The 24,784-nt window shown below is 72.4% G+C and carries 27 protein-coding genes; 16 read left to right on the forward strand and 11 right to left on the reverse strand.

What is annotated here, in order from left to right:
* The first annotated feature begins 173 nt into the window (after positions 1–173).
* The 8 genes from ACIA5F_RS18900 to ACIA5F_RS18935 all read left to right on the forward strand — a co-directional run bounded on the left by ACIA5F_RS18900 (position 174) and on the right by ACIA5F_RS18935 (position 8,995).
* Positions 174–2,891 carry an FAD-binding and (Fe-S)-binding domain-containing protein gene (locus ACIA5F_RS18900; RefSeq protein WP_399354484.1) on the forward strand — a complete coding sequence of 906 codons (2,718 nt, stop codon included), beginning with the start codon at positions 174–176 and terminating at the stop codon, positions 2,889–2,891.
* Positions 2,892–3,000: 109 nt separating this feature from the next.
* Positions 3,001–4,002, forward strand: a complete 1,002-nt coding sequence (locus ACIA5F_RS18905) for an EamA family transporter (RefSeq protein ID WP_399354312.1) — start codon at positions 3,001–3,003, stop codon at positions 4,000–4,002.
* A 168-nt stretch (positions 4,003–4,170) separates the two neighbouring features.
* The gene (locus ACIA5F_RS18910; protein WP_399354314.1) at positions 4,171–4,845 is read left to right on the forward strand and encodes a pentapeptide repeat-containing protein; all 675 of its coding nucleotides are present in this window, start codon (positions 4,171–4,173) and stop codon (positions 4,843–4,845) included.
* A 604-nt stretch (positions 4,846–5,449) separates the two neighbouring features.
* Complete coding sequence (locus ACIA5F_RS18915; RefSeq protein ID WP_399354316.1) at positions 5,450–5,815, forward strand: hypothetical protein; 366 nt, start codon at positions 5,450–5,452, stop codon at positions 5,813–5,815.
* Positions 5,816–5,923: 108 nt separating this feature from the next.
* Positions 5,924–6,352, forward strand: coding sequence for a hypothetical protein (locus ACIA5F_RS18920; RefSeq protein ID WP_399354318.1), 429 nt, complete (start codon positions 5,924–5,926; stop codon positions 6,350–6,352).
* Positions 6,353–6,426: 74 nt separating this feature from the next.
* Positions 6,427–7,173: an ATP-binding cassette domain-containing protein gene (locus ACIA5F_RS18925; RefSeq protein ID WP_399354320.1), complete on the forward strand. Its 747-nt coding sequence runs from the start codon at positions 6,427–6,429 to the stop codon at positions 7,171–7,173.
* Positions 7,170–8,423, forward strand: a complete 1,254-nt coding sequence (locus tag ACIA5F_RS18930; protein WP_399354321.1) for a hypothetical protein — start codon at positions 7,170–7,172, stop codon at positions 8,421–8,423. The genes ACIA5F_RS18925 and ACIA5F_RS18930 overlap by 4 nt, the downstream gene beginning before the upstream one ends.
* Before the next feature lie 125 nt (positions 8,424–8,548).
* Positions 8,549–8,995, forward strand: coding sequence for a hypothetical protein (locus ACIA5F_RS18935; RefSeq protein WP_399354323.1), 447 nt, complete (start codon positions 8,549–8,551; stop codon positions 8,993–8,995).
* Between the two features lie 353 nt (positions 8,996–9,348).
* On the opposite strand, the gene ACIA5F_RS18940 is transcribed toward ACIA5F_RS18935, so the two are convergent.
* From ACIA5F_RS18940 to ACIA5F_RS18950, 3 genes are all read right to left on the reverse strand, one after another.
* On the reverse strand, positions 9,349–9,690 hold the full coding sequence (locus tag ACIA5F_RS18940) for a hypothetical protein (RefSeq protein WP_399354325.1): 342 nt from the start codon (positions 9,688–9,690) through the stop codon (positions 9,349–9,351).
* Between the two features lie 48 nt (positions 9,691–9,738).
* The gene (locus ACIA5F_RS18945) at positions 9,739–10,299 is read right to left on the reverse strand and encodes a DUF4291 domain-containing protein (RefSeq protein ID WP_399354327.1); all 561 of its coding nucleotides are present in this window, start codon (positions 10,297–10,299) and stop codon (positions 9,739–9,741) included.
* Positions 10,300–10,382: 83 nt separating this feature from the next.
* The gene (locus ACIA5F_RS18950; RefSeq protein WP_399354329.1) at positions 10,383–10,508 is read right to left on the reverse strand and encodes a hypothetical protein; all 126 of its coding nucleotides are present in this window, start codon (positions 10,506–10,508) and stop codon (positions 10,383–10,385) included.
* A gap of 95 nt (positions 10,509–10,603) precedes the next feature.
* Between ACIA5F_RS18950 and ACIA5F_RS18955 the strand changes: the two genes are divergently transcribed.
* Positions 10,604–11,110 (forward strand): RICIN domain-containing protein, encoded by a 507-nt coding sequence (locus ACIA5F_RS18955; protein WP_399354331.1) that lies wholly within the window; start codon positions 10,604–10,606, stop codon positions 11,108–11,110.
* A gap of 126 nt (positions 11,111–11,236) precedes the next feature.
* On the opposite strand, the gene ACIA5F_RS18960 is transcribed toward ACIA5F_RS18955, so the two are convergent.
* From ACIA5F_RS18960 to ACIA5F_RS18975, 4 genes are all read right to left on the reverse strand, one after another.
* Entirely contained in the window at positions 11,237–11,434 is a 198-nt protein-coding gene (locus ACIA5F_RS18960; protein WP_399354333.1) for a DUF397 domain-containing protein, read from the reverse strand.
* Between the two features lie 36 nt (positions 11,435–11,470).
* Positions 11,471–11,674, reverse strand: a complete 204-nt coding sequence (locus tag ACIA5F_RS18965; RefSeq protein ID WP_399354335.1) for a DUF397 domain-containing protein — start codon at positions 11,672–11,674, stop codon at positions 11,471–11,473.
* Positions 11,675–11,824: 150 nt separating this feature from the next.
* Entirely contained in the window at positions 11,825–12,022 is a 198-nt protein-coding gene (locus ACIA5F_RS18970; RefSeq protein WP_399354336.1) for a DUF397 domain-containing protein, read from the reverse strand.
* The gene (locus tag ACIA5F_RS18975; protein WP_399354338.1) at positions 12,019–12,846 is read right to left on the reverse strand and encodes a helix-turn-helix domain-containing protein; all 828 of its coding nucleotides are present in this window, start codon (positions 12,844–12,846) and stop codon (positions 12,019–12,021) included. The genes ACIA5F_RS18970 and ACIA5F_RS18975 overlap by 4 nt, the downstream gene beginning before the upstream one ends.
* 228 nt (positions 12,847–13,074) lie before the next feature.
* Here ACIA5F_RS18975 and ACIA5F_RS18980 point away from each other — a divergent pair, with 228 nt between their 5' ends.
* Positions 13,075–13,509: an ATP-binding protein gene (locus ACIA5F_RS18980; RefSeq protein WP_399354341.1), complete on the forward strand. Its 435-nt coding sequence runs from the start codon at positions 13,075–13,077 to the stop codon at positions 13,507–13,509.
* A 246-nt stretch (positions 13,510–13,755) separates the two neighbouring features.
* Here the strand turns inward: ACIA5F_RS18980 and ACIA5F_RS18985 are convergent, their stop codons facing one another.
* The 3 genes from ACIA5F_RS18985 to ACIA5F_RS18995 form a co-directional block, all read right to left on the reverse strand.
* Positions 13,756–15,399 (reverse strand): transporter, encoded by a 1,644-nt coding sequence (locus tag ACIA5F_RS18985; protein WP_399354343.1) that lies wholly within the window; start codon positions 15,397–15,399, stop codon positions 13,756–13,758.
* Complete coding sequence (locus ACIA5F_RS18990; protein WP_399354345.1) at positions 15,396–16,253, reverse strand: ABC transporter ATP-binding protein; 858 nt, start codon at positions 16,251–16,253, stop codon at positions 15,396–15,398. Before ACIA5F_RS18990 ends, ACIA5F_RS18985 begins: the two co-directional genes overlap by 4 nt.
* A 257-nt stretch (positions 16,254–16,510) precedes the next feature.
* The gene (locus ACIA5F_RS18995) at positions 16,511–17,200 is read right to left on the reverse strand and encodes a bifunctional DNA primase/polymerase (protein ID WP_399354346.1); all 690 of its coding nucleotides are present in this window, start codon (positions 17,198–17,200) and stop codon (positions 16,511–16,513) included.
* Positions 17,201–17,417: 217 nt separating this feature from the next.
* Here ACIA5F_RS18995 and ACIA5F_RS19000 point away from each other — a divergent pair, with 217 nt between their 5' ends.
* From ACIA5F_RS19000 to purU, 4 genes are all read left to right on the forward strand, one after another.
* Positions 17,418–18,800: a transcriptional regulator gene (locus ACIA5F_RS19000; RefSeq protein ID WP_399354348.1), complete on the forward strand. Its 1,383-nt coding sequence runs from the start codon at positions 17,418–17,420 to the stop codon at positions 18,798–18,800.
* Between the two features lie 81 nt (positions 18,801–18,881).
* Complete coding sequence (locus ACIA5F_RS19005) at positions 18,882–20,378, forward strand: hypothetical protein (protein WP_399354350.1); 1,497 nt, start codon at positions 18,882–18,884, stop codon at positions 20,376–20,378.
* A 153-nt stretch (positions 20,379–20,531) separates the two neighbouring features.
* On the forward strand, positions 20,532–20,978 hold the full coding sequence (locus ACIA5F_RS19010; protein ID WP_399354486.1) for a hypothetical protein: 447 nt from the start codon (positions 20,532–20,534) through the stop codon (positions 20,976–20,978).
* Positions 20,979–20,992: 14 nt separating this feature from the next.
* Positions 20,993–21,901, forward strand: a complete 909-nt coding sequence (gene purU, locus ACIA5F_RS19015; RefSeq protein WP_399354352.1) for a formyltetrahydrofolate deformylase — start codon at positions 20,993–20,995, stop codon at positions 21,899–21,901.
* Positions 21,902–21,999: 98 nt separating this feature from the next.
* On the opposite strand, the gene ACIA5F_RS19020 is transcribed toward purU, so the two are convergent.
* Positions 22,000–22,524: an EF-hand domain-containing protein gene (locus ACIA5F_RS19020; protein WP_399354354.1), complete on the reverse strand. Its 525-nt coding sequence runs from the start codon at positions 22,522–22,524 to the stop codon at positions 22,000–22,002.
* Between the two features lie 430 nt (positions 22,525–22,954).
* Between ACIA5F_RS19020 and ACIA5F_RS19025 the strand changes: the two genes are divergently transcribed.
* Together ACIA5F_RS19025 and ACIA5F_RS19030 are read left to right on the forward strand one after the other, a co-directional pair.
* Entirely contained in the window at positions 22,955–23,536 is a 582-nt protein-coding gene (locus ACIA5F_RS19025) for a sigma-70 family RNA polymerase sigma factor (RefSeq protein ID WP_399354356.1), read from the forward strand.
* The gene (locus ACIA5F_RS19030) at positions 23,533–24,762 is read left to right on the forward strand and encodes a maleylpyruvate isomerase N-terminal domain-containing protein (protein WP_399354358.1); all 1,230 of its coding nucleotides are present in this window, start codon (positions 23,533–23,535) and stop codon (positions 24,760–24,762) included. Before ACIA5F_RS19025 ends, ACIA5F_RS19030 begins: the two co-directional genes overlap by 4 nt.
* Positions 24,763–24,784: the final 22 nt, after the last annotated feature.

A 24,784-nucleotide genomic window follows, 5' to 3' on the forward strand; every position in this document is an offset into this window, starting at 1 on the left:
GCGAACCCGGCCGCGAACGCGTTCGGGAGCCCGTTCGGGAACAACACCGGGTACAGCGGCGGGAACACGGACCGCACCACGGTCCGCACCACCACCGGGAACTGGAACGGGCCCTGCGGGCCGAGGTGCGCGGGGAGGTGGACTTCGGGGCCGCCGCGCGGGCGCTCGTCACCATGGACGCCTCCAACTACCGCCGCGTCCCGGTCGGTACGGTCGCCCCGCGCGACGCCGAGGACGTGGCCGCCGTGCTGCGGGTGTGCGCCGGGGCCGGGGTGCCCGTCGTCCCGCGCGGCGGCGGCACCTCCATCGCGGGCCAGGCCACCGGGGTGGGCGTGGTCCTCGACCTGACCCGGCACATGAACGCCCTGGTCTCGCTCGACCCGCGGGCCCGTACGGCCGTGGTCCAGCCCGGCCTGGTCCTCGACCGGCTGCGCGACGCGGCCCGCCCGCACGGGCTCGTCTTCGGCCCCGACCCCTCCACCCACTCCCGCTGCACCCTCGGCGGCATGATCGGCAACAACGCGTGCGGCGCCCACTCGGTGGCCCGGGGCACCACCGCCGACAACGTCGCCGAGCTGGCGGTGACGGCGTACGGGGGCACCTCGCACCGGATCTCCACCGGCTGGGCGGGGGCGCCGGCGGGGCTGCGGGAGCTGGTCGCCGCCCATCTGGGGCTGCTGCGGACGGGGATGCCGCCCGCCTTCTCGCGGCGGATCTCCGGCTACGGCGCGCTGGACGCGCTGCTCCCGGAGCGCGGGGTGGAGCTGGCGCGGGCGTTCTGCGGGAGCGAGGGCACGCTCGGGGTGGTGACCGAGGCCGTCGTGCGCCTGGTCCCCGCGCCGCCCGCGCCCGCGCTCGCGGTCCTCGGGTACGCCGACGAGAGCGCGGCGGCCGACGCGGCGGCGGGCCTGCTCCCGTACGGCCCGCTGACGGTGGAGGGCATGGCGCGGGACCTGGTCGGGGACCTGGTCGGGGACCTGGTCGGGGACGCGCCCGGGCTGCCGCGCGGCGGCGCGTGGCTCTTCGTGGAGACGGCGGACGAGGGCGGGGCCCGCGCGGTCCTGCGGGGCGCCGACGCCCTCGACGCGCTGGTGGTCACCGACCCGGTGCGGCAGCGGGCGCTGTGGCGGCTGCGCGAGGACGCGGCGGGCACGGCGACCCGGATGCCGGACGGCACGGCCGCCTGGCCCGGCTGGGAGGACTGCGCGGTGCCGCCCGCCCGGCTCGGGGCCTACCTGCGCGCGTTCCGGGCCCTGCTGGCGGCGCACGGGCTGCGCGGGTCCCCGTACGGGCACTTCGGCGAGGGCTGCGTCCACGTGCGCATCGACTTCGACCTGGTGAGTGCGGAGGGCGTGCGCCGCTTCCGGGTCTTCTCCGAGGAGCTGGCCGCGCTGGTGGTGGCGCACGGCGGCTCGCTGTCGGGGGAGCACGGCGACGGGCAGGCGCGCGCCGAGCTGCTGCCGCTCATGTACGGGCCGGAGCTGGTGCGGCTCTTCGGCGCGTACAAGGACGTGTGGGACCCGGCGGGCGGCATGAACCCGGCGATCCTGGTTCGCCCGGCCCGGCTGGACGAGAACCTGCGCCTCGCGGTGCTGCCGTCCGGCGCGGCCCCCGGCACGGTCGCCGAGGGGGTGGCCGAGGGGGTCGCGCGCTGTGTCGGGGTCGCGAAGTGCCGGTCGACGGAGGTGGGCGGGCCGGGGGTGATGTGCCCGTCCTACCGGGCCACGGGTGAGGAACGGCACTCCACGCGCGGCCGGGCCCGGCTGCTGCACGAGATGCTCGCGGGGGAGATCGTCGAGGACGGCTGGCGCTCGGCGGAGGTCGCCGAGGCGCTGGACCTCTGCCTGGGCTGCAAGGGGTGCCGCAGCGACTGCCCGGTGGGCGTGGACATGGCCGCGTACAAGGCGGAGTTCCTGCACCGCCACTGGGCGGGCCGCCTCCGGCCGCTCGCCCACTACACGCTGGGCGGGCTCCCGCAGTGGCTGCGCCTGGTCACGGCCCTGCGGGCGGCGGGCGCCGTCAACGCGGCCGGGCGTCGGCTGCGCGTCCCGGGCCTGGCCCGGGAACGGTCCCTGCCGCCGCTGGCCCGGGAAACCTTCACCCGCTGGTGGGAGCGGCGGGAGGCATCCACCGGGTATGCCGGTCGGGGAGCCGGGGCGGGGCCTGCCGGGGCGGGGTCTTCCGGGGCGGCGGTCCTGCTCTGGCCCGACACCTTCACCCAGTACCTGGCCCCGGAGACCGGCCGCGCGGCCGTCCGCGTCCTGGCGGCCGCGGGCCTGGGGGCCGCCCTCCCGCCCGGCCGGGTCTGCTGCGCCCTGACCTACGTCTCCACCGGCCGCCTGGACCGCGCCCGCACGGTCCTGCGCCGGACCCTGGACACCGTGGGGGAGGTACGGGCCCCCGTGCTGGTCCTGGAACCGAGCTGCGCGGCTGCCCTGCGCACCGACCTGCCCGCGCTGCTCCCCGACGACCCGCGCGCCGGGCGCCTGGCGGCGGCGGTCCGCACCTTCGCGCAGACCCTGGAGGAGTACGCGCCCGGGTGGTCGCCGCCCCGCCTGGACCGGCCGGTGGCGGGGCAGACCCACTGCCACCAGCACGCGGTCCTCGGCGACGGCCCGGACCGGCGGCTGCGGGAGCGGGCCGGTCTGACGGGCGGGCTCAGCGGCGGCTGCTGCGGGCTGGCGGGCAACTTCGGCTTCGAGCCGGGCCACCACGAGGTCTCGGTGGCGTGCGCGGAGGAGCAACTGCTGCCGTCCCTGAGCGCGGCCCCGCCCGGCACGCTGGTCCAGGCGGACGGTTTCTCGTGCCGCACCCAGATCGCCCAGCTCGGCGGCGTCCGGGCCCGGCACCTGGCGGAGCTCCTGGCGGAGGGGCTGGCGGAGGGGCTGTGAGGGCGGGGCGGCCTGACGCTCGGGACGACGGTCGGGATGACGCTCGGGACGACGGTCCGTAAGGCGAGACACAAGTGGACACTCCTTACCGATCCCTTAATCTGGAGAAATGACCGCGCCCTCCTCCTCACCCGCCCCGGCCGCCCCCGTCCCGGCCCCCGCCACCGGCCCCCTGCCCACCGAGGGGCCCACCGAGGGGCCCACCGAGGGGCGCGGCGCGGGGCTCACCAAGGGGCCTGCCGAGGGGCGCGGCGCGGGGCGGTTCGGGCCGGTTGCGCTGGTCGTCTCGGCCGGGATATCGGTGCAGTTCGGCGCCGCCCTGGCCGTCCTGATCATGCCGAGGACCGGCGCGGCGGGCGTGGTCACGCTGCGGCTGGCCGCCGCCGCGCTCGTCCTGCTGCTCCTGTGCCGTCCCAAGGTCCGGGGCTACTCGCGCGCCGACTGGGGCACCGTCGTGGCCTTCGGCGTCACGATGGCCGGCATGAACGGCCTCTTCTACCAGGCCCTCGACCGGATTCCGCTCGGCCCGGCCGTCACCCTGGAGGTGCTCGGCCCGCTCGCCCTGTCGGTGATCGTCTCGCGCCGCCTGGTGAACCTGCTCTGGGCGGGCCTCGCCCTCGGCGGCGTGGTCCTGCTCTCCGGCCACGGCGGCGGCTCCGGCTTCGGCTCCCTCGACCCGGCGGGCGTGGCCTACGCGCTGGGCGCGGGCGCGATGTGGGCGGCGTACATCGTCTACAGCGCCCGCACCGGCCGCCGCTTCCCGCAGGCCGACGGCCTGGCGCTGGCGATGGCGGTCGCCGCCGTCCTCTCCCTCCCGCTGGGCGTCCTCCAGGCGGGCTCGGCCCTGCTGGTCCCGAGCACCCTGGCGCTGGGCATCGGCGTGGCCGTCCTCTCCTCGGTGCTCCCGTACACCCTGGAACTGCTGGCCCTGCGCCGCATGCCGGCCCCGACCTTCGCCGTCCTGATGAGCCTGGAACCGGCCATCGCCGCCACGGCGGGCTTCCTGGTCCTCAGCCAGGCCCTCTCCCCCCTGGACGCCCTGGCCATCGCCCTGGTCATCGCCGCCTCCATGGGCGCGGTCCGCTCCCAGCTCACCAAACCCCCGACCTGACCCCCCGCCGCCCGCGCCCGCGCCCCGCCCCGGAGCCCCGCCCGGCCCACCGGCCGGACGGGGCTCCGGCGCGTTCCCGCCGGACCGATACTTCGTGCACGACCGGCCCGACCCGCCGGGGCGGTCTGCGCGCGGGCGGCCCCGGCTCCCCCCACCGAGGAGCGCAGCATGGCCACCCGGACCTTCGGCCGCACCACCCTCACCACCCCCGACCTGGACGAGCCCGGCCTGTACCTGTCGAACGTCGGTACTCTCGACAGCCCGCGCGGCGCACTGCGGGACTTCGCGTACGGCGACGCCCGGCTGAGGGCGCCGGAGCTGGCCGACACCCAGTTGATCACCGGTCGCATCCACGGCGTGACGTCGCGGCGGACCGGCTTCGACCGGCTCGGCCTGCACGGGGTGGAGATCACCACCAGCGACCTGGGCGCCGTGCGCTGGGCCGGGAGCAAGCTGACCCGCGTGACCTTCCGGAACTGCAAGCTGCTGGGCGCCGCGTTCGAGGGCCTCGCCCTGGACGACGTCCTCTTCGAGGGGTGCGAGCTGGACCTGGCGACCTTCGGGAAGGTCCGCGCGACCGGGCCCGTGGTGTTCGCCGGCTGCTCCCTGACCGAGGCCGAGTTCAGCGACTGCGACCCGTCCGACGTCACCTTCTCCGGGTGCGCTCTGCGGCACACCGTCTTCGGCCCGGGCCGGTACCGGCACACGGACCTGCGGGGCAACACCTTGACGGAAGTGCGGGGCGTGGCGAACCTGGCGAAAGTCCGCATCGACCACGGACAACAGGCCGACCTCGCCGAGGCGCTGGTGGCGGAACTCGATGTCGCGTTCGGCGACGACTGAGACGAGAGCGGAAGGACCCCGCACCACCGGATGCGCGGCGGAGACGCCGGAGGCGGCTCCGCCGCGCCAGGGTTGAAGCTTCAGAGTGGGGTGCCAGGGCCGGAGCGTCGGCCATCCCACTGCCCGCCAGCTGGCAGGGCATCCGACGAGCGTCAGTTGTATGAACGGGGTGGGGTGTACAGGCCGCTGCTGGCTTATTGCAGGCTATTTGGCTCGATTGTGTGGACTATGTTCCGGTCAACTATTCTAAGGCCAGGAGGGTGCAGCGGGGGCTTTTCGCGGCAGCACCCGGCCTTGCCGCCATTGCGATCCCATGGCAGAACAAGTAATTCCGGCCCATCGGGGCGCGAACCGTCATTTCCGGCCCTGGTCGGCCTGCGGCGGATGGGGTTACCTTACTTGACCTTGACGGCGCTGTCTGGCACATGATTGCATCCCCGGTGTGCCTGGATGGCGGTTGTGCCGATCAATTCGATCGCGCTTCCAGGTGGGATCAGGTATCGAATCTTCGGTCAAACTATTCCCGGGGGGGAATGTGGAATCCGCTATTCTGTCCGGCCTGCGGAAAGCCGGGCAGCGTGCCGGGCTCGTTTCGCTCGGCGCCATGACCCTGCTGTCTTTGACGGCCGGGTCGGCCCATGCCGCCAGCTGGTCGAGTTACCTCTCTGGCGCCTACCCCAGCTTCGAGTCCCGCCGTTGGGCTGATGCGGGCGGCAGCACAAACATTCAGTTCACCAACTGCGCGGATCACACCGGAGCTACGAGCGCCGGTGTCACCCTGCGCAAGGATGTCGACTGGCAAGTGGACCCCACTTACACCACGGCTTCCTTCACCAACTGCTTCGTCGGCTACAACTCAACCTCTTCGGGTAACTGGGGCGACTACGGCAGCGGTAGTTACTACTTTGCCGTGAATCTGGGCGCGACGTACAGCGACCTGGACGTCCGGGTCGTCAGCGTCACTTACTGAAATAACCCGGAAATCGGTACGGGTGAACCACCAGCAGTCCACTCCGAGTAGGAGTCGGCCATGTCGCGGCCGTTTTGTTCGCCGCTATCTCAAAGGAGCGTCGGCATCATGAAGTCAATGCGTCTTTCCGTCCTGCGTGAATCCGGCCGCCGGGTGGCCGTGGTTGGCCTGGGCGCCACCGCCGTCGTCGGTCTGGTTGCCGGCCCGGCCCAGGCAGCGAGCTGGATGGGTAGCCTCACGAACGCGGGCCCGGGATTCGAGTCCCGTCGCTGGTACGACAACAACGGCGGCTCGACCAACATCAACTTCACCAACTGCACCAGCGGCTCCTCGGTAGCCAACGTCACCCTGCGCAAGGACCTCGACTTCCAGCCGGACCCGCAGTACACCACGGCAGCGTTCACCAACTGCTTCAACGACTACTACTCGACCTCTTACGGAACCTGGGGTGACCACGGCAGCGGCTACTACTACTTCGCCGTGAACTACGGCGGATGGGCGGACCTGACGGTCAGACTCGTGGATGTCTACTACTGATGCACTCCCTGTTCGGGTGGGAAGGGTCTCTTCCCACCCGAACAGGCTGGTCCCATAGCGCACTTGAGGTCTGCATGCCCCTGCTCTACCAGGACTGTACGTTTCGCTACGGTCGCCGCACACGTCCTGTCCTGAACGGGCTGGACCTGGCGTTCGCTCCAGGTCACACCGTCCTGCTCGGTCCGAACGGCGCCGGGAAGAGCACACTGCTCTCGCTCGGCGCCGGCGCGTTCCAGCCCGGAACGGGGCGGGTGGGTCTCGGTCGGTTGTCCGCCAGCGGCTCCCGCGCCACCCGTACCTACCGGCGCAAGGTCGCCTGGCTCCCGCAACGGCCCGGTTTCTTACCGGGACTGACCGCTCGTGAGCATGTGGCGTACATCGGCTGGCTCAAGGGAATGCGGGAGCGCGACGCCTGGACGGCTGCCCCCGCGGCGATCGACCGTGTCGGGCTCGCCGACAGGCTGAACGACCGCATCAAGACGCTCTCCGGCGGTCAGCAGCAGCGCGTCGCCATCGCCGGCGCCCTCGTCCACGAGGCCGAGGTACTGCTCCTGGACGAACCCACCGTGGGGCTCGACCCGCACCAGCGCCGCCGCTTCCTCGACCTGCTGGTGTCCCTGCGCGGCACCATGCATGTCATCGTCTCCACCCACGACATCGGCGACCTCGACCAAGCCTTCGACGAGGTGGTCGTCTTCGAGTCGGGCAGGACGAGGTTCCAGGGTCCGGTGTCGCTGTTCGACAGCTACGCCGCGCCCGACTGCGTGCCCGGCCGCCGGCTGGAGAGCGCGTACGCGTCTCTGCTGGAGGCCGCGGAATGATCACCTGGGCCAACCTCCGCGCCTCGGCCGCCCCCTGGGTGGTGCTGCCCGCCCTCGTCTACGCGGGCCTGTACATCACCGCCAACCGCATCAGCGTGCCGACGGCCTACGGGGTCGAGGCCGGCGAAGTCGTCGCGCAGGCCTTGCCCGTCGTGGTCGGTGCCGCGGCCGCGGTCGCGGCGTGGGAGGCCGGACGACACCGTCTGCTCGGCGCGTTCCCCGCCACCGCCGCACGCGGTGCGCCGCGCCAGTTCGTCTGGGCCGTCACCCCCGTCGTCGCGCTGCAGGCGGTGCTCCTCGCCGTCTCCTTCCTGCTGGCCGCCAAGACGGTCGGGGCGCTGCCGAGCGGCGCGGCCGGCTGGCTGGGTGTCGCCCATGCCGTCGTGCTTCCGCTCGGATGGACGGCCATCGGATGGCGGCTGGGACACATCCTTCCCCGCAGCCTGGCCGCCCCTGTCGCGGGCATCGGCGGCTGGATGTTCCTTTCCTTCCCCCAGGGCATGGCGAACCCGTGGCTGCGGCACCTGGGCGGATTCATCGACGGGTTCTCCTCCCCGACCGACACACGATCGCCGCTCGCGTACCTGGTCCCATGGGCGGTGCTCTGCGGTCTGGTCCTCGCGTTCTGGCTTCCCGCACTGGTCCGGCAACGGGTTCCCGCGATCTCCCTCGGTTTCGCCCTCGTGATCGCCACGATCCTGCTCGGCCGTGGCGCGGTCGCGGACTGGGGTTACTTCCGCCCTTCGGATGCGCGGATCGTCACCCCGGTGTGTGCCGGCGAGACGCCCCGGGTGTGCCTGCCGCCCGAGTACGCCTCCTACACGGACGGGATACGCAAGGACCTCACGGAGCCGCTGACCAAGTTGCGCGACGCGGGCGTGCCCATGCCCAGGGAACTGCTCCTGACCTCCTCGAAGGAACCGCTGAAGCCCGGAGTCTGGCCGCTGATCTGGTCGCTGCCGCTCGCCGATGGACAGGCGGACCCCGACTCCTTCCGGGCCGACCTGGCGGAATCCGCCGTCACCGGCACCTCTGTGAGCGCCGGGGTCACTCCCTGCCGCCGTCCCGGTTCCATGCCTGCCGCCTGGGCCGCTCTCGTCGTCGGCGTGAACGAGAAGAACGTACGGGGCGCGATGCCGCCCCTGGCCTGGCAGGAGATCACGCAGATCCGCACCCTCCCCAGGGAACAGCAGGTCGCGTGGTTCACCGAAGCGGCGCGGACACAGAAGCACTGCGGAGCCCTCTCGTGAAGCTCTACGCGCTGTCGGTGAGGCGCTGGTGGGTCATGGTCCCCGCAGTGCTTGCGCTCATGCTGGTCACCTGGCTGATCGGGGCGAGCCAGGTGCCTGTTCCCAGCGTTCTGGGAGGTGGGGGAATGGCCCAGATCAAGCACTTCGTGCCGGTGATCGTGAGCGTCGCCGTCATGTACTGCCTGGACCGGCGGCTGCTGGAGGCGGAGCTGACGGCGGTTGTGCCGGTCCGCCGTCTGGATCGAGCAGCGGTGTCAGCGGGGGCGGCGCTCCTCCTGGCCGCCACGCCCGCCGTCGGGCTGGACGTGGCCCGCAACACCCTGCTCGTCCTGGCTCTGGCCCTGGTGGTGCACCGGGTCGCGAACGAGGCCACGGCGGTGGCTGCCGGACTGCTGTACATCATCGCCAACGTGATGCTCGGACAACCCCCCGACCCGCTCGGGTATCGCATCGGCTCTTGGTGGGCGCTGCCCCTCTACCCGGCCGGCAGCATCCCCGCCCTCGTCCTTGTCGTAGCCCTGTTCGCCTGCGCGCTCGCCTGGGGCCTCGCGCCCCGCGCACGCACACGCTGAGACGCACAGCCGGGCGGCGCTCGTCCGGGAGACGACCCAGGACGGGGTCGTCGGTCAGCTTGCTGACGCGGTCGGCGCCGACCGGACGGTCAGCGGAAGGAGCCCGCGATGCCCGTCCGCCGGCCCCGGACCTGACGAAGGCCCCGCCCACCAGCCGACCTGAGCCCCTGCCCGCTTCCCCCCGCCCCGGAGCCCTGCCCGGCCCACCAGCCGGACGGGGCTCCGGCGCGTTCCCGCCGGACCGGTACTTCGTGCACGACCGGCCCGACCCGCCGGGGCGGCCTGCGCGGGCGGGCCGCCCCGGGCGCTTCTGCTCATGGATTCACCACTCGCAGGGAGTCTTCCCGGCCGCTTTAGAGCGATGCCCTCGGTCGGGCGGCCAAGGGCACGACGGACGCGGTCGCCAGGCCGTTGTGGTCGAAGGAGCAGGCGTCCAGCTCGATGCTTCGGATGAGGACCCCTGGAAGGTCGTCGAAGCGGGCGAGTGCCCGCTTCATGGCGTCCATCAGGCTGTCGGCCTCGAAGTAGCAGACGAACGAGGACTCCACGTCAGGGGTCTGCATCAGACTGACGTATCCGTCGGCGAAGCTGTCGAGCCCCGCCAGCACATCGCACTGCTCCTGGGTGAGCGGTTCTTGCGCGTGCAGGGTGAAGTGCCAGCCAGGCACAGTTTCGGTGCTCTCGGGTGAAGCCATCGATCTTCTTCGCCTCTCCTCCTGTACTGCGGGGCGTGCAGCGAACCGTCACCGCACGGAAGCCACCTCCAGCGCCCGGGGCAGCGGGTAGACGCGCTCGGTGGGGATCAGCCGCTGGGCTTTCGCGGCATGGCCGGTCTGTATCAGGGAGGCGGCCTTGCGGACCTGCGGGGTGAGGTCCGTGATGCTGACGACCCAGTCGTCGGCGAACGTGCGGATGAGGTGGCGGCCGATGCCGACCTGGATGCTGTAGTGGTTGAGCGCCGCCCCGCGCGCCGAGCGCTCGGGGTCCCACTGGACGTGCACGGCCGCCTTGGCCACGGCCGCCGGGTCCGAGGTCGTGAGCACGGCCTGGGACAGGGCCTCCTCCCAGCCCTCGCGCGTGATCCGCACCGCGAGAACGCGCTCCTGGCCCGGTTTGCGGGCCCAGTTGCTCCGGTGCATCAGCCACATGAACGACGGCTTGATCCACGTCATCCGGTGGAACGAGAACGGCGCGACGAAGCGGCCCGCCTGGAGTGCCGGATCGGCGATGGCGGGCGAGTACGCCTGGTAGACCACAATCGTGCGAGCGTCGTAGTCAGCACGAATCTGATATTGGGGTGCCATGAGCCGCACCCTGCCATCCGTCGCATGGGCCTCGCGAGCCGTTTTTCCCGCAGTGACCCCGAAGCCGGTTGCGAAAGCGCTGGTCACAGCCGCTCGTTGACGGCCACGACCGGCCCGGTCGCTTCGTATCGTGCGACGAGTTCGGCGTACCTCGTGGCGTTCGGTGCCCCGGACATGTCGGCGGCCAGGGCGGTGTGTCGCGGATTCATCACTTCAGGTGTCGGTTGCGGGAGAACGCCGTCCCCCTGGTAACCGCCCGGCTATCAATGGTGGCCCTCAGCCCGTTCGACTTCTCGGAGGCACCATGAAGTTCCCCCGCTGGACCGTCGCTGCCACCACCCTGGTGTTCGCCGGCCTGCTCACCGGTGTGCAGGCCGGTACCGCCTCCGCCACCGTGTTCACCGCGGAGCTGGTGGCCCGCAACAGCCAGAAGTGCGCGTCGGTCGCCGGTGCGAGTACCCAGAACAACGCCAAGGTGGTCCAGTTCGACTGTCTGGAGGCACCGAACCAGCAGTGGAAGCTGACCGCCACCAGCGCGGGCTACTACACCGTCAGTGCCGTGAACAGCGGTAAGTGTCTCTCCGTTGCCGGGGCGAGCGTCCAGAACAGCGCCGAGGTCGTCCAGTTCGACTGCGTCGGCGCCACCAACCAGGAGTGGAGGCTCGTCCAGAAGGACGCCGGGTACTTCTCCATCGAGGCCCGCCACAGCGGCAAGTGCCTGTCCGTTGCCGGGGCGAGCACCGACAACAACGCCGCCCTCGTCCAGTTCGACTGTGTGGAGAGCTACAACCAGCACTTCCGCCTCGGCTGAGCCCACACCACGCGGTGTCCGTGATCCTCCCCTCAGCGGACTCTTGCGACGGGGCGCCGACCACAACGGTCGGCGCCCCGTCGCGCGTCCGAGCCCTTCGCGATGGCTCGCAGGGCGAGCCGGTGGTCAGCCGTCTGCGCGGGCCATGCCGACGAGGGCGGTCCAGGCGGTGGCGGCGACGGTGAGGACCGGGCCGTCGGTGAGCTTGCTGTCCCGGACGGGGACGGTTCCGGTGGCCGCCGCGCAGGCGGGGGACCACTCGACGCAGTTGTCGCCTGCTGCGCTGCTGTAGGTGCTCTTGCGCCAGGTCAGGGTGTCAGTCATTTTCGTGATCCTTCGCGATGGCTCGTAAGGGGAGGGTCAGCCGTCTGCGCGGACCGTGCCGATGAAGGCGGTCCAGGCGGTGGGGGAGACGGTGAGGACCGGGCCGTCGGTGAGCTTGCTGTCCCGGACGGGGACGGTTCCGGTGGCCGCCGCGCAGGTGGGGGACCACTCCAGGCAGTTGTCGCCTGCTGCGGTGCTGTAGCTGGACTTGATCCACTGGTGGGAAGAAGGAGCGCTCACGTCGGGACTCCGCATCTGCTTGGTGGCCGTGCCGGACGGACGGCTGTGGTCGTTCGTGGCGGCAGGTTAGCCAATGGTGTCGGGGGCCACGCCGGGAACGACGAAACCCCACCGGCCAGGGATACCGGTGGGGTTCGTGGGGGCCGAGGGTCAGCCGTCTGCGCGGACCATGCCGACGAAGTCGGTCCAGGCGGTGGGGGAGAGCGTGAGGACGGGGCTGTCGGTCAGCTTGCTGTCGCGTACGGGCACCGCGCCGATGATGCCGTCGCAGACCTCGACGCAGTCGTCACCTGCCGCGCTGCTGTAGCTGGACTTGCGCCAGTTCGACAGTTCGCCGGTTGTTCTCATCGCTCGTACTCCTTCATGACCGTATTGATCAAGGCGGCCGACGCCGCAGGGTCCAGCGCCCGCTTCTGGAGCCGATCGTAGAGTACGTGGCGGGCCGTGACCTCTTCCTCGTCCTCCATGAGCTTGCCCATGAAGTGGCCCTCCGCGTAGGCGTACCGCTTGCCGTCCGGCATGAGGAGGAGCGAGAAGTTACCCATCGTCACAGCGGGCTCTGTTCGGGCGAACGTCAGCACCTGGACGTGGATCTTGCCCCGGTCCGCAAGGCCCAGTACGTGGGCCAGTTGCGCGGCCATCAGGGGGCCGGAGCCGATGACCTGCCGTAGTGCGGCCTCCGCGAGGATCACCCAGAGCATGGGCGGTTCGTCGGAGTGGAGTATCTGCTGACGCTCCACGCGAGCGTCCACCCGCTGATCGACGTTGCCCTCGCCCGTGACGCGGTAGCCAGCCTCCAGGAGTGTCCGTGCGTAGTCCCTGGTCTGGAGCAGGCCCGGGATGATCAGGGAGAACCCTTTGATGACCTCGGCCCCGGCCTGGAGCTTGACGAAGTCGGCCGACCAGTCCGGGTACTGCTTCCGGCTGAGGAACGGGATGAGGTCGGTGAGTGCCCCGTTCAGCTTCAGGGCGTCGTCCAACTGGTGGATCTGCCCCAGGGTGGGAGGGGTGACGCCGGTCTCGATGTGGCCGATGCGTCCGGGTCCTACGTGCAGTAGCGCTCCAAGATCTCGCTGGGACATCCCCAGCGAGAGCCGAGCGCGTTGAACGGCCTTGCCGATTGCCTCTTCGATGCTGCTCGGTTGGCCCAGGTCCTTCGATGGGCGAGACATCAGCGCACCTCCCTATGCCTATTTCTGGAACGGTAGGAATGAACCCTCTTTTCAGCGTAGCGAGTTGGGGCCAGCCTTGGTGCCGGAAGTCCTGTAATTCCACGAAGATGGGAAAGGGCCGGGTTACCGAACATGAGCGCGAGCGGTATGGGTGGCAGGGACAGTTCCGGGGTGGGTTCTGAGGTGGGGGTCGGTTGTGCTGTGGAGCGGGGGGCTTTCTATCGGTTGATGCCGGAGGCGGAGGGGGCGGTGGTGGATGCCGGGTCGCCTGTTCTGGCGGATTGTGCGCGGCGGTTCGGGGCGACGCCTCGGGGGGCTCGTCTGGCGCGGCGGTTTGCGGTGCGGCGGTTGGAGGGGTGGGGGGTGGCCGTGAGGTCGGAAGACTCTGACGCGGTGGTGGTCATCGTGGCTGAGCTGGTGGCGAATGCGGTGACGCACGGGCGGGTGCAGGGGCGGGACTTCGAGTTGCGGATGGTGCTGGATGAGGGCGGTGTGCGGGTGGAGGTGACGGATGCGCGGCGGGAGGCGGTGCCCCGGATCGGGGTGCGGACGTTGGAGGAGAACGGGCGGGGGCTTCTGTTGGTGGACGCGCTTTCTTCTGTCTGGGGGGTGTCGGACCGGGTGATCGGGAAGACGGTGTGGGCGGTGCGGAAGTTCGAGTGAGTTCGGGTGAGTTCGGGTCTTGGTGTGGGTTCGGATTCCTTCCCAGAGGGTTGCGGGTATTTCGTCCGGCAGGTGCATGCAAACCCGCAGGTTCAGGTAATCCGCATACCGAATCCCCACCCACCCCCGGAACGTGACGCAAAGGAGCCCCGGAGCATCACGCTCCGGGGCTCCAACAGTCCTACAAGTCCAGCAGTCCAGCGGTCCTACAAGTCCAGCGGCACAACAGCCCAGCCGCCGCCCGGCTCAGCCCTTGCTCACCGCCTGGAGGATCTCCGGGAGCTTGCGGGCCACCGTCGGGGCGGCCAGGCGCAGGCCCGCCCAGGCGGCCAGGGTTCCCCAGACGACACCCAGCGGGAGCACGGTCCAGGAGAGGCCCGGGTCGTCCGTCACGGCGAAGTAGACCGTCAGCGCGATCACCGGCGCGGAGATCACCGACGCGGCCAGCATCCCGCCGACGATGCCCATCCAGGCGAGCGCGCCCTGACCGGGGACGACGTTCTTGAAGGCGCCGTCCGTCGGGATGGAGTACGGGAAGCGGGCCGAGGCCAGCGAGCCCGTGCACAGCATCGAGCCCAGCAGGGCCAGGCCCAGGCCCAGGGCCGCCGGGAGCGCCGCCCAGTCGCCGACCAGCGCGGCCGTCACCACCGTGACCACCACCGTGTACGGGACGGTGACCAGGGCCAGCGCGAAGGCCCGCGCCCGCAGCTCGGTGTAGGCGTCGCGCGTCGAGGTGATGGTCTGCGCGACCATCCAGAACGCCGACGTGTCCTGCCCGAACTGGTTGTACATCTGGACGCCGAGCATGCCCGCGCCGAAACAGGCGAGGTAGACCGAGCCCGTGCCCTGCAAGGCGTTGAAGACCGGGACGATCAGGCCGATCGCCAGCGAGGTCACCCACGCGGCCTTCGTCTTCGGGTCCCGCACCGCGTACCGCAGGGTGCGCCGCATGGCCGCGCTCGTGCGCCCGTCCGGCAGCAGCGACCAGAAGCCGCCGCCCGTGCCGCGCTCCTTCGCCGGGCCGGACGCCGCGACCGTCGAGCCGTCCGGGCTCACCATCAGCTTGGTCAGGCCGCGCTCCCAGAACCGCAGCAGCAGGACCAGCGCGCCCACGGTCAGCACGAGCTGTGCGAGGGCCCTCAGGTACGCGCCCTCGCTCGCCGAGTCCACCATGCCCACGGCGGTCGCGGGCGGCAGCCACCGCACCACCTCCTCGACGGGCTCCAGCAGGGTCAGGCCGCCCGCCACGAACAGGCGCTGGCCCGCGAAGTTGGCGACCTGCGCGCCCACCGCGATCACCAGGCCGCTCAGGAGCGCCAGGTCACGCCCCTTGCGGCTGGTCAGCAGCCGCACATTGGCCGTGGCCACGGCGCGGGCGAGCGCCGCGCAGCCGAGGATCAGCAGCGGCACGGCCAGGACGGCGGCCACCACCCCCGCCGCGCCCCGGGCGACGGCGATCACCGAGCCGACCGCCAGGCAGAGCGTGAACAGCGGCCCGATGCCGACCAGCGAGGAGACCAGCAGGGCCCGGACCAGCGGCCGGGGCCGCAGCGGCAGCATGACGAGCCGGCTCGGGTCGAGCGTCTCGTCGCCGCTGGGGAAGAAGAGCGGCATGAAGGTCCAGCCGAGCGCCAGGATCGCGGCCAGCAGGACGACGATCGTCCCGGCGTGGTCGTCGCCGCGCAGCAGGGCCAGGCCGACCGTGGTGAAGAAGGCCACCACCACCGCGACGGCCAGCGAGGAGAAGTAGGCGGCCTTGCGCTTGGAGGAGCCCTTCAGCCCGTTGCGCAGCAGCGAGAGCTTCAGCCGGACGAAGACCGGGACCAGCGGGACCTCTGCGATCTGCGGGGCCTGTGCGACCTGCGGGACCTCCACGGCGGACGCGCTCATCGCCCGGCCCCGGCCACCGGGGAGCCGCCGCCGAGCCAGTCCAGGGAGTCCCCGGCCGTGTCCCGGCCCCGCGCCCCCACCAGTTCCAGGAAGGCGGCTTGCAGGGAGGGCGCGGAGCCCCGTACGTCGGCCAGCGGGCCCGCGGCCCGGATCTGGCCGGCGGCCATGACGGCCACCCAGTCGCACAGCGACTCGACCAGCTCCATCACGTGGGAGGAGAAGACGACCGTGGCGCCGGAGCCGGTGTAACGTTCCAGCACCCCGCGGATGGTCTGCGCCGACACCGGGTCGACCCCCTCGAACGGCTCGTCCAGGAAGAGCACTTCGGGGTTGTGCAGCAGGGCCGCGGCCAGACCGATCTTCTTGCGCATGCCGGTCGAGTAGTCCACGACCAGCTTGTGCTGCGAGCCCGCCAGGTCGAGGATCTCCAGGAGCTGCGTCGCCCGCTTGTCGGTCTCCGCGCCCGGCAGCCCGCGCAGGCGGCCCATGTAGCCGAGGAGTTCACGGCCCGAGAGCCGCTCGAAGAGCCGCAGCCCCTCCGGCAGCACACCGATCCGGGACTTCACCCGGACCGGGTCCGCCCACACGTCGTGCCCGGAGATCAGGACCCGGCCCATGTCGGGGCGGAGCAGACCGGTCACCATCGACAGCGTGGTCGTCTTGCCGGCGCCGTTCGGGCCGACGAGGCCGATGAACCGGCCCGCGGGCAGCTCCAGATCGACCCCCGCGACGGCCACCTGTTCACCGAAGCGCTTCCACAGACCCTCCACCCGCACGGCGGGGACGGCGGACGGCCCGGACCGCGCGCCACCCGCCCCGTCCGTCCCGACCACCGTGTCACCCTGGTCCGGCATGCGCCCGCCTCTCGTCCTGTCCCCGTCGGCTGTTCCCTCCTCAGCGTAGGAGGAGACGCGCGGGGCGGGCAGTTACGTATGTCATGACTTTCCGGCCGGTCCCGCCACGGCCCGCCCCACGGGGGGACGCGGCCCTGACCTGCGAGGTTCCGCACCGCAGCCGCATCGCAGCCGTGCCGCAGCCGTGCCGCCCGCACGGTTCGCGCCACGCGCGCACGGCCGTGCCGGGGCTTTCGCGCCCGTCAGGGCGGGGCGCGTCAGGCGCCGCGCCGGGCCCGTTCCGCCGCCGCCTCGCGCCCGCACGCGTACGCCAGCGCGTCGGTCAGCTCCTCCGCGTCCGGCAGCCACCGGTTGGCCGGCGTGGGGGGCTGCGCCCACTGGACCGCGCCCCGGCCGCCGACACGGGTGGGCGGGGCGGCCACGTACGCGCCCTCCCCCCGCACGGACAGGTCGATCGCGTCGGGAATCCAGCCGAGCTTGCGGACGCGGTCGGGAACCTTGGCCCCGGTGCCCGCCAGGACGAAGAACAGCATCCGGTCGCCGGGGGTGAGCGTGACCGGCCCGATCGTGCGTTCCATCCGCTCCAGCCGGGCCAGTGCCAGGAACCCGGCGGCGTCCGGGACGTCCAGGGCGTCGAAGGTCCGGCCCGTCGGCAGGAGGATCGAGGACCGCGGCCTCTCCGCCCAGATCCGCCGCACCTGCACGGCGCTGCCCGTGGCCCGGGAGGCCCAGTCCTCCCCGGTGGGGTGCGCGCCCGGAGCCGCGCACTCCGCCGCCCCGCAGGAGCACACCTCGCGGCCGTCCGCCGCCTCCAGCCAGGTACCGGCGAAGACGTCCCAGTGGCGTTCCTCCGTGTACCGCACGGCCTGGTCGACGAGTTGCTCGCCGCGCTGGAGGGGGACGGGCGCGGCGGTCTCGGTGTCTGCGATGGTCTCTTCCACGACCATCACAACTGCACCGCACACCGGGGGTTACGGCCGTAAACCAGCCCGCGGGCGGAGCATCGATCCTGCACACGGGGCGCATCGAGGCATCGGCGGGGGCGCGTGAGAGGCCGGAGCGCGGCAGTTGGGTAGCGACAAGACGCAGAGCGGAAGATTCTCCGCACATCAGGCGGGAAGTGATCATTCCATCGTCGATCACCCGCGGCCACAGGGGGTTTTCATGGCAGCCAGGACTCTCGTCGCCCGCCAGCCGAACGAACGGTTGCAGGCACTCATCCAGGAAGCCGGGTGCTCCAATGCCGGGCTCGCCCGGCGGGTCAACATGTGCGGGGCCGAACACGGCCTCGATCTCCGCTACGACAAGACCTCCGTCGCCCGCTGGCTCCGCGGCCAGCAGCCACGGGGCCGGGCCCCCGGCATCATCGCCGAGGCGCTCGGGCGCAAACTCGGCCGGGCCGTCACCATCGACGAGATCGGCATGGCCAACGGCAAGAACCTGGCCTCCGGCATCGGTCTCCAGTTCTCCCCGACCGTCGTCGGCGCGATCGAGCAGGTCAGCGAGTTGTGGCGGAGCGACGTCGGCCGCCGCGACTTCCTGTCGGGGTCGAGCGTGGCCGCGTCCGCGCTGGTCGAGCCCAGCCGCGACTGGCTGATCACCGGGGCCGACGCGCAGGTGGCCCGCAGCGGCGGCGCGCGGGTCGGGATGCCGGACGTGGAGGCGGTACGGGCCACCACCGAGGCGCTCAAGGAACTCGACCACCGCTTCGGCAGCGGGCACGTACGGCCCGTGGTCGTCCACTACCTCAACTCCGTGGTGTCCGGGCTGATCGGCGGCTCCTACCGGGAGCCGGTCGGCCGGGCGCTCTTCGCCGCGGTGGCCCGGCTGACCGAACTCGCGGGCTACATGGCCGTGGACACCGGCCAGCCGGGCCTGGCCCAGCGCTACTACATCCAGGCGCTCCGGCTGGCCCAGGCCGCCGGGGACCGGGCGTACGGGGGCTACGTCCTGGCGGCGTCCATGAGCCACCTCGCCGCCGAACTGGGCAGTCCCCGGGAGATCGCGCAGCTCGCGCGGGCCGCCCAGGAAGGGACGCGGGGGCAGGTCACCCCGAGGGTGGAGGCGATGTACTACGCCGCCGAGGCGCGCGGGCACGCGCTGCTCGGCGACATCCGGGCGACGGCGGTGCTCTCCTCGCGGGCGGTGACGGCACTGGAGCGGGCGGAACCGGAGTCCGGTGACGACCCGGTCTGGATCCGCCACTTCGACCACGCCTACCTGTCGGACGAGCTGGCCCACTGCCACCGGGACCTGGGCCAGGCCGACGCGGCGGACCGGTGCGCCCGGGAGGCGCTGCGGAGCCTGCCGGAGGGCAAGGCGCGCCGCCGGGCCATCGGACTGCTGCTGCTGGCGACGGCCCAGGTGCAGCAGCGCGAGGTGGAACAGGGCTGCCGGACGGCCACGAAGGCGGCGGAGCTGCTGTCGGGGCTGCGCTCGAACCGGGGCGTGGAGTACCTGGACGACTTCCGGCGGCGGCTGGAACCGTACCGGGAGGAGCCCGCGGTACGGGAGTTCGGGGCGCGGCTGGAGGCGCGGGTGGCCTGAGCCCGCCCCGGGGGCGTGGGCGACCCGGTAGCGTGACCCGACGGTTCCGCAGGGTTCGGGCAGGTCGGAGAAGGAGTCCCGGTGACGGAGAGCGGACAGGGGGGAGCGCCCCAGCCGGGTGCCCCGTGGGGCCCGGCCCCCACCTCCGGCCACCCCGGGCACCCCGCGCGGCAGCAGCCCGTACCGCCGCAGCCGGAACCGGAGCGGTATCCGGACCAATACCAGGGCCAGTACCAGGGGCAGGGGCAGTACCAGTCCCAGGACCACCAGCAGCCGCAGCAGTACCCGGAGCAGCACGCGGAGCAGTGGCAGGGGTACCAGCAGCACCAGGGGTACCAGGGGTACGAGTACCAGGACCACCAGGTGTCTCCGCAGCCGCAGCCGGATTACCAGCCGCAGCCGGGTCACCAGCCGTATCCGGAACAGCAGTACCAGGAGCCGCAGCAGTACCAGGAACAGCATCAGGAGTCGCAGCAGTACCAGCAGTACCAGCAGTACGAGCCGTACCCGCCCCTGACCCCGTCCCTGACCCCGCCCCTGCCCGAGCCCGAGGCCGCGACCCAGTACATCCCGGCCGTCCCGGCGGCCCCGGCCGCCCCGGGCCACGCGGAGGCGGCGACCCAGTTCATCCCGCCCGTGCCGGCGGCCCCGGACCACGCCGAGGCGGCCACGCAGTTCATCCCGCCCGTGCCCGCCGGACCCGTCGCCGGACCCGGCGGGGGGTTCCGGGGCGGCGGCCGGGACGACGACACCGCCGGGCACACCCAGACCCTGCCGCCGATCCAGGAGCCGGTGCTGCGCCGGCCGCCGCCGCGCGCCCGGCCGCCGCGCGGGCAGGGCCCCGTACCGCCCGGGCCCCAGCCCCGGCCCCGCCCCCGGACCGGGCCCCAGCCGCCCCCGCAGCGCAGGCACGGGCCGCCGCCGCCCGTGGAGGCTCCGCGCAAGGTGTCGCCGGGGGTCATGGCCGCCGTGGTGGTCGGGCTGGCCGTCGTCGGGCTCGGGGTCGGTTCGCTGCTCGGCGACGGCAAGCCGCAGAACACCGACCCGGGCGCGGCCCCCTCCGTGCCGGCCGGGCCCGGCGGCCCCTCGGCGGCGGCGGTCGGCGAGGCGCCCGTCGACCCGGCCCGGCCGCAGGCCGTCCAGCTCGACAAGCTGCTGGCCGACAGCAACGACAGCCGGGCCGCGGTGATCAAGGCCGTGGAGGACATCAAGGCGTGCCGCGAACTCGACCGGGCGGCCGACGACCTGCGCGACGCGGCCCGCCAGCGCGAGGAACTCGTCACCCGCCTCCAGGAGCTCAAGCTCGACCGGCTCCCGGACCACGTGAAGCTGACCGACGCCCTCACCCGGGCGTGGAAGTCCTCCGCGTCCGCCGACACCGGCTACGCGGCCTGGGCGGACGACGTGGACGACGACGACCGGGGCTGCAAGGACGGCCGGGCCAGGAACTCCGGGAACGCCGTCGCCGCGAACCGGGCGAGCGGCGACGCGACGCGGGCCAAGGAGTCGGCCGCGGCGCTGTGGAACACGGTCGCGGCCAAGTACGGCCTCACCCGGCGGGACACGTCCCAGCTGTAGGTCTCCCGCCGCGGCTCCTCTCCCGCTCCCCTCCCGCTCTGCCGTCACCTGTGGGTGACGCGAGAGCGTGCGGGAAGGGAACGTACGATCGAAAGCGTGACATTCGCACAGGGTTCGACGAACTCCTCCCGCCGCGCCACCCGCTCCACCACCATGGGCTCCATGCCCCTCACCGACATGCCGTGGTGGCGCTGGCGCGGCAACGTGCGCTCGGCGCTGCACATGCTCTCCGACCCGGCCTTCCACGAGGACACCTGGCGGGCGGGGGCCGAGGGGTACGGGGACGTCACCGACGCCGTGTACCGGCTCGTCGAGGACACCTGGCTCGACAGCTGGTCGGCGGAGAAGTACGTCGGCACGATCTTCCGGGACTCGCAGGAGGCGGCCCTGGTCGACCTCGCGGTGCTGCGCGTGCTGCGCATCCTGCACCAGGTCGGGCCCGACGCCCCGGTCCCCGTCTTCCTGGAGCACCACGCCTGGCCCGAGGCGGTCCGCGCCGCGCGCGCGGCACACGTACGGCTGGCGGTGGCGGACGGGGACGACCCGGATGCCCGGCCCGGGTCGCTGGACGTCCTGAGGATGCTCACGCACACGGTGTGAAAGGCTGTCGGGTCATGAGCGACGACCCCCAGCCCGGGACCCCGGCCCAGCCCCTGCCCGAGGCCCAGCCCGAGGCCCAGCAGTACATCCTGACCCTGTCCTGCCCCGACAAGCAGGGCATCGTGCACGCCGTGTCCAGCTACCTGTTCATGACGGGCTGCAACATCGAGGACAGCCGCCAGTTCGGCGACCACGACACCGGCCTCTTCTTCATGCGGGTCCACTTCTCGGCCCAGGCGCCGGTCACGGTGGAGAAGCTGCGGGCCAGTTTCGCCGCGATCGGGGACTCCTTCCGGATGGACTGGCAGATCCACCGCGCCGACGAGCGCATGCGGATCGTGCTCATGGTCTCGAAGTTCGGCCACTGCCTGAACGACCTGCTCTTCCGCTCCCGGATCGGGGCGCTGCCGGTCGAGATCGCGGCCGTCGTCTCCAACCACACCGACTTCGAGGCGCTGGCCGGCTCGTACGGGGTCCCGTTCGTGCACATCCCCGTGACGCGGGAGACGAAGGCGGCGGCGGAGGCGCGGCTGCTGGAGTTCGTCCGCGCCGAGAACGTCGAACTGGTGGTCCTGGCCCGGTACATGCAGGTGCTGTCGGACACCCTGTGCAAGGAGCTGAGCGGGCGGATCATCAACATCCACCACTCGTTCCTGCCGAGCTTCAAGGGCGCGAAGCCGTACCACCAGGCGCACACCCGGGGCGTGAAGCTGATCGGCGCGACCGCGCACTACGTGACGGCCGACCTGGACGAGGGGCCGATCATCGAGCAGGAGGTCGAGCGGGTCGGCCACGAGGTGACCCCGGACCAGCTCGTGGCGGTCGGCCGCGACGTGGAGTGCCAGGCGCTGGCCCGCGCGGTGAAGTGGCACAGCGAACACCGCGTCCTGCTGAACGGCACCCGCACGGTCGTCTTCGCGTAGGCCCCGGCCGGGCCCGGACCGTTCGGCCGGGCCCGGCCCCGATCCGGCCCAGGCCCCGGCTCCGGCGGGGCCGGGCGCGCCGCAGGTGGCGGGGAGGGTCAGGCGTCGGGGGCCTGGACCCCGCAGTAGGAGGCGAAGCCGCGCAGGATCTCCTCCTCCGAGATGCGGCCGTCGCCGTCCGTGTCCAGGGCCACCGCCGCCTGGCCCGCCAGCTCGGGCGGGGTGCCCAGGACCCGCAGGACGCGGGCGGTGGCCGAGGGGGTCGCCCCGGCCGGGGTGCCGCCGTCGCCCGCCACCGCGATCACGGCCCGCAGGAAGGGCCGCGCGATCTCCGCGAACCGCTCCGGGCTGTCCCGCAGCCGCTTCGCCGCCCCGGTGATGAACTCCTCGCGGGAGACGCGCTGGTCACCGTCGACATCGGCGATGCCGGCCATGCCCTGCCAGAACGCCTCGGCGCCCGCGAAGACGGCCTGTCCTTTGTCCGACCGGGCCGTGGCTCCGAATTCCGCCAGGACGGCCTTGGCGGCCGTGCTGAAGTCGTCCCGGTCGATGTAACCGGAGCCGTCCTGGTCGAAGGTGGCGAATCGGGCGGCGATCTTGCGCTCGTATTCTGCGCTGTCCATATTCGGCGTTCCGCCTTCACATGTGCGGTGGGGGTTCACATCAAGTCAGGCAGGAGCGTAAGCCCTTCGTGGCCTGCGCGTTGGGCGAAGGGCTCAGGCCGCCCGCCGCATCGAACCCGCGCACGGGGCGCGCGGCAGGGCGCGTACGCCTGTGCCCATGACACCTATGGTCATGACACCTGTATCCGTAACACCTGTATCCGTATGTCTCCGTAACACCTTTATCCATGACGCCCGTGCCGATGACGCCCGTGCCGATGACGCCCGTGCCCATGAGGAGCCGGCCCACCCCGGAGCACCGGCCGCGACGCCACTTTCAGGACATCCACTATCACGCAGGGCGGGCACCGGGGGCGGGGTTCTCGTAAAACCGCTGCGCCCGGCCGGCCGGCGACTACATTCGACGGGTCGACAACCGCTGGGGGCCAGGATGCCGAAGGACGCGCCACCGCGCTGGGACCGCCGCATGCAGCAGCGACTCGCACGCGGCGAGGCCGCCGCGCTCGGGGAGCTCTACGACCGCTTCGCCTCGCTCGTGCACAGCCTGGCGCACCGGGTGCTGGGCGACGAGACGGCGGCGGACCGGATCACCCGTGAGGTCTTCGGCTACATCTGGGAGAACCCGGACGCCTACGACCCCAAGGAGGGCTCCATGCGCTCCTGGGTCGCCCGGATCGCCCAGACCCAGGCGGTGGCCCGGCTGCGCCAGGCCGAGCGGGGCCGGGGCTCGCGCGAGGAACTGGAACAGAAGGTGCGCACCGCCAACGCCGCCGCCCGCGCCGACTACATCGTCACCTCCATGCCCGCACCGCTGCGCGCCGCGCTCGAACTCGCCTACTTCAAGCGGCGCGACTACCGGCAGGCCGCCGCCGACCTGCGGATCAGCGAGGACGAGGCCCGGCGCCGGCTGCGGCTCGGGCTCCAGCTCCTGTCGACCGCCAACGCCCTCCCGCAGGAGGACACCGCCCCGCCGTCCGGATACGGCTCACCCGGATATGGAACGCCCCGATGAACGGCCGCGCAGAGTCGCCCGACGACGCATACGAGAGTTCCGGCGGCCCGGTGCGGATACCGGGCCCGCGCGGGGCCGCCGACGACCTCGGCCCGCAGTGCGCGCCCGATCCCCTGCCCGCGCCGCCGCCGTCCCACACCGTGCTGAAGTCGCTGCTCGGCGCGTGGGCGCTGGCCGCGTGCTCCGCCGAGGAGACCCAGGCCGTGGAGGACCACCTCACCGAGTGCGCTCCCTGCGCGGACGAGGCGCTGCGGCTGCGCGACGCGGTCGGGCTGCTGCACCCCGAGGAGAGCCTCGACCTCAAGCCGCTGCTGCGCTCGCGCGTCCTGGAGGACTGTCTGGGCAAGCGCCCGGCCCGCATCCCGGTGCCGGTGTGGGCCCACCCGTACGACACGGAGACCGCCCGGCTCGACGCGCTGCTCCAGGACTTCGGGGACGCGGAATGGCACACGCCCGTGCGGCTGAAGTGGTTCGAGGAGGAGCGGCGCCAGACGCGCCGGACCACGGTGGCCGGGGTGATCGGCCACCTGCTGACGGTCGACGGGCTGGTCGCCACCGCGCTCGGCCTGGACGACCCGCTGGGTCCGCGGGCGCCGGGCGAGGGGCCGACCGTACGCACCGAGCACTTCTGGAAGGCGTCGCCGCACCCGACCACGCGCCAGGTCCGCGAGCCGTGGCGGGACCAGGGCCACACCCTGGTGCGCACGGTCTCCTTCGCGGGCCGTGGCGTCGCCGAACTGGCGGTGGAGTACGGGGCCTTCGCGCTGCCGCTCGGTGACGCGTTCCTGGAGCGCGCCTTCGAGTGCTGGGTGCACGCCTGGGACATCGCGGAGGCGGTGGACTACCCGTACGACCCGCCGTCGGGCCCGCACCTGCACGGGATGATCGACCTGGCGGCGCGGCTGCTGCCCGGCGCCCTCGCCGAGCGCCGCCGCTCGGGCCGGGCGGCCCCGGCGCGCGGCCTGGTCGCGGCGGGAGCCCCCGGCCGGACCCTGCACCTGGAGATCGAGGGCGTGGGCGGTGGCGGCTGGGACATCGCCCTGGACTCCCCGGCGGCGAAGCCGTCCCCGGAGCACACGGTGGCCCGGATCGCGCTGGACGGCGTCGAGTTCTGCCAGCTCGCCGCCGGGCACATCTCCCCGGAGGAGGCCGCCGCGGGCCAGCACGGCGACCGCGAGGCGATCCGCGACGTCCTCTTCGCCGCGGCCTCGCTGAGCCGCCTCTGAGGCTCTGCCGGGCGGTCCGGGG

The organism is Streptomyces sp. NPDC051567, from assembly GCF_044454165.1.
GTDB lineage: Bacteria > Actinomycetota > Actinomycetes > Streptomycetales > Streptomycetaceae > Streptomyces.

Bases quoted from the DNA above. Each gene is read 5' to 3' on its own strand.
- ACIA5F_RS18900 (WP_399354484.1), top strand. From the start codon at position 174: ATGGACGCCTCCAACTACCGCCGCGTCCCGGTCGGTACGGTCGCCCCG.
- ACIA5F_RS18905 (WP_399354312.1), top strand. From the start codon at position 3,001: ATGACCGCGCCCTCCTCCTCACCCGCCCCGGCCGCCCCCGTCCCGGCC.
- ACIA5F_RS18910 (WP_399354314.1), top strand. From the start codon at position 4,171: ATGGCCACCCGGACCTTCGGCCGCACCACCCTCACCACCCCCGACCTG.
- ACIA5F_RS18915 (WP_399354316.1), top strand. From the start codon at position 5,450: ATGACCCTGCTGTCTTTGACGGCCGGGTCGGCCCATGCCGCCAGCTGG.
- ACIA5F_RS18920 (WP_399354318.1), top strand. From the start codon at position 5,924: ATGAAGTCAATGCGTCTTTCCGTCCTGCGTGAATCCGGCCGCCGGGTG.
- ACIA5F_RS18925 (WP_399354320.1), top strand. From the start codon at position 6,427: ATGCCCCTGCTCTACCAGGACTGTACGTTTCGCTACGGTCGCCGCACA.
- ACIA5F_RS18930 (WP_399354321.1), top strand. From the start codon at position 7,170: ATGATCACCTGGGCCAACCTCCGCGCCTCGGCCGCCCCCTGGGTGGTG.
- ACIA5F_RS18935 (WP_399354323.1), top strand. From the start codon at position 8,549: ATGGCCCAGATCAAGCACTTCGTGCCGGTGATCGTGAGCGTCGCCGTC.
- ACIA5F_RS18940 (WP_399354325.1), bottom strand. From the start codon at position 9,690: ATGGCTTCACCCGAGAGCACCGAAACTGTGCCTGGCTGGCACTTCACC.
- ACIA5F_RS18945 (WP_399354327.1), bottom strand. From the start codon at position 10,299: ATGGCACCCCAATATCAGATTCGTGCTGACTACGACGCTCGCACGATT.
- ACIA5F_RS18950 (WP_399354329.1), bottom strand. From the start codon at position 10,508: ATGAATCCGCGACACACCGCCCTGGCCGCCGACATGTCCGGGGCACCG.
- ACIA5F_RS18955 (WP_399354331.1), top strand. From the start codon at position 10,604: ATGAAGTTCCCCCGCTGGACCGTCGCTGCCACCACCCTGGTGTTCGCC.
- ACIA5F_RS18960 (WP_399354333.1), bottom strand. From the start codon at position 11,434: ATGACTGACACCCTGACCTGGCGCAAGAGCACCTACAGCAGCGCAGCA.
- ACIA5F_RS18970 (WP_399354336.1), bottom strand. From the start codon at position 12,022: ATGAGAACAACCGGCGAACTGTCGAACTGGCGCAAGTCCAGCTACAGC.
- ACIA5F_RS18975 (WP_399354338.1), bottom strand. From the start codon at position 12,846: ATGTCTCGCCCATCGAAGGACCTGGGCCAACCGAGCAGCATCGAAGAG.
- ACIA5F_RS18980 (WP_399354341.1), top strand. From the start codon at position 13,075: ATGCCGGAGGCGGAGGGGGCGGTGGTGGATGCCGGGTCGCCTGTTCTG.
- ACIA5F_RS18985 (WP_399354343.1), bottom strand. From the start codon at position 15,399: ATGAGCGCGTCCGCCGTGGAGGTCCCGCAGGTCGCACAGGCCCCGCAG.
- ACIA5F_RS18990 (WP_399354345.1), bottom strand. From the start codon at position 16,253: ATGCCGGACCAGGGTGACACGGTGGTCGGGACGGACGGGGCGGGTGGC.
- ACIA5F_RS18995 (WP_399354346.1), bottom strand. From the start codon at position 17,200: ATGGTCGTGGAAGAGACCATCGCAGACACCGAGACCGCCGCGCCCGTC.
- ACIA5F_RS19000 (WP_399354348.1), top strand. From the start codon at position 17,418: ATGGCAGCCAGGACTCTCGTCGCCCGCCAGCCGAACGAACGGTTGCAG.
- ACIA5F_RS19010 (WP_399354486.1), top strand. From the start codon at position 20,532: ATGGGCTCCATGCCCCTCACCGACATGCCGTGGTGGCGCTGGCGCGGC.
- purU (WP_399354352.1), top strand. From the start codon at position 20,993: ATGAGCGACGACCCCCAGCCCGGGACCCCGGCCCAGCCCCTGCCCGAG.
- ACIA5F_RS19020 (WP_399354354.1), bottom strand. From the start codon at position 22,524: ATGGACAGCGCAGAATACGAGCGCAAGATCGCCGCCCGATTCGCCACC.
- ACIA5F_RS19025 (WP_399354356.1), top strand. From the start codon at position 22,955: ATGCCGAAGGACGCGCCACCGCGCTGGGACCGCCGCATGCAGCAGCGA.
- ACIA5F_RS19030 (WP_399354358.1), top strand. From the start codon at position 23,533: ATGAACGGCCGCGCAGAGTCGCCCGACGACGCATACGAGAGTTCCGGC.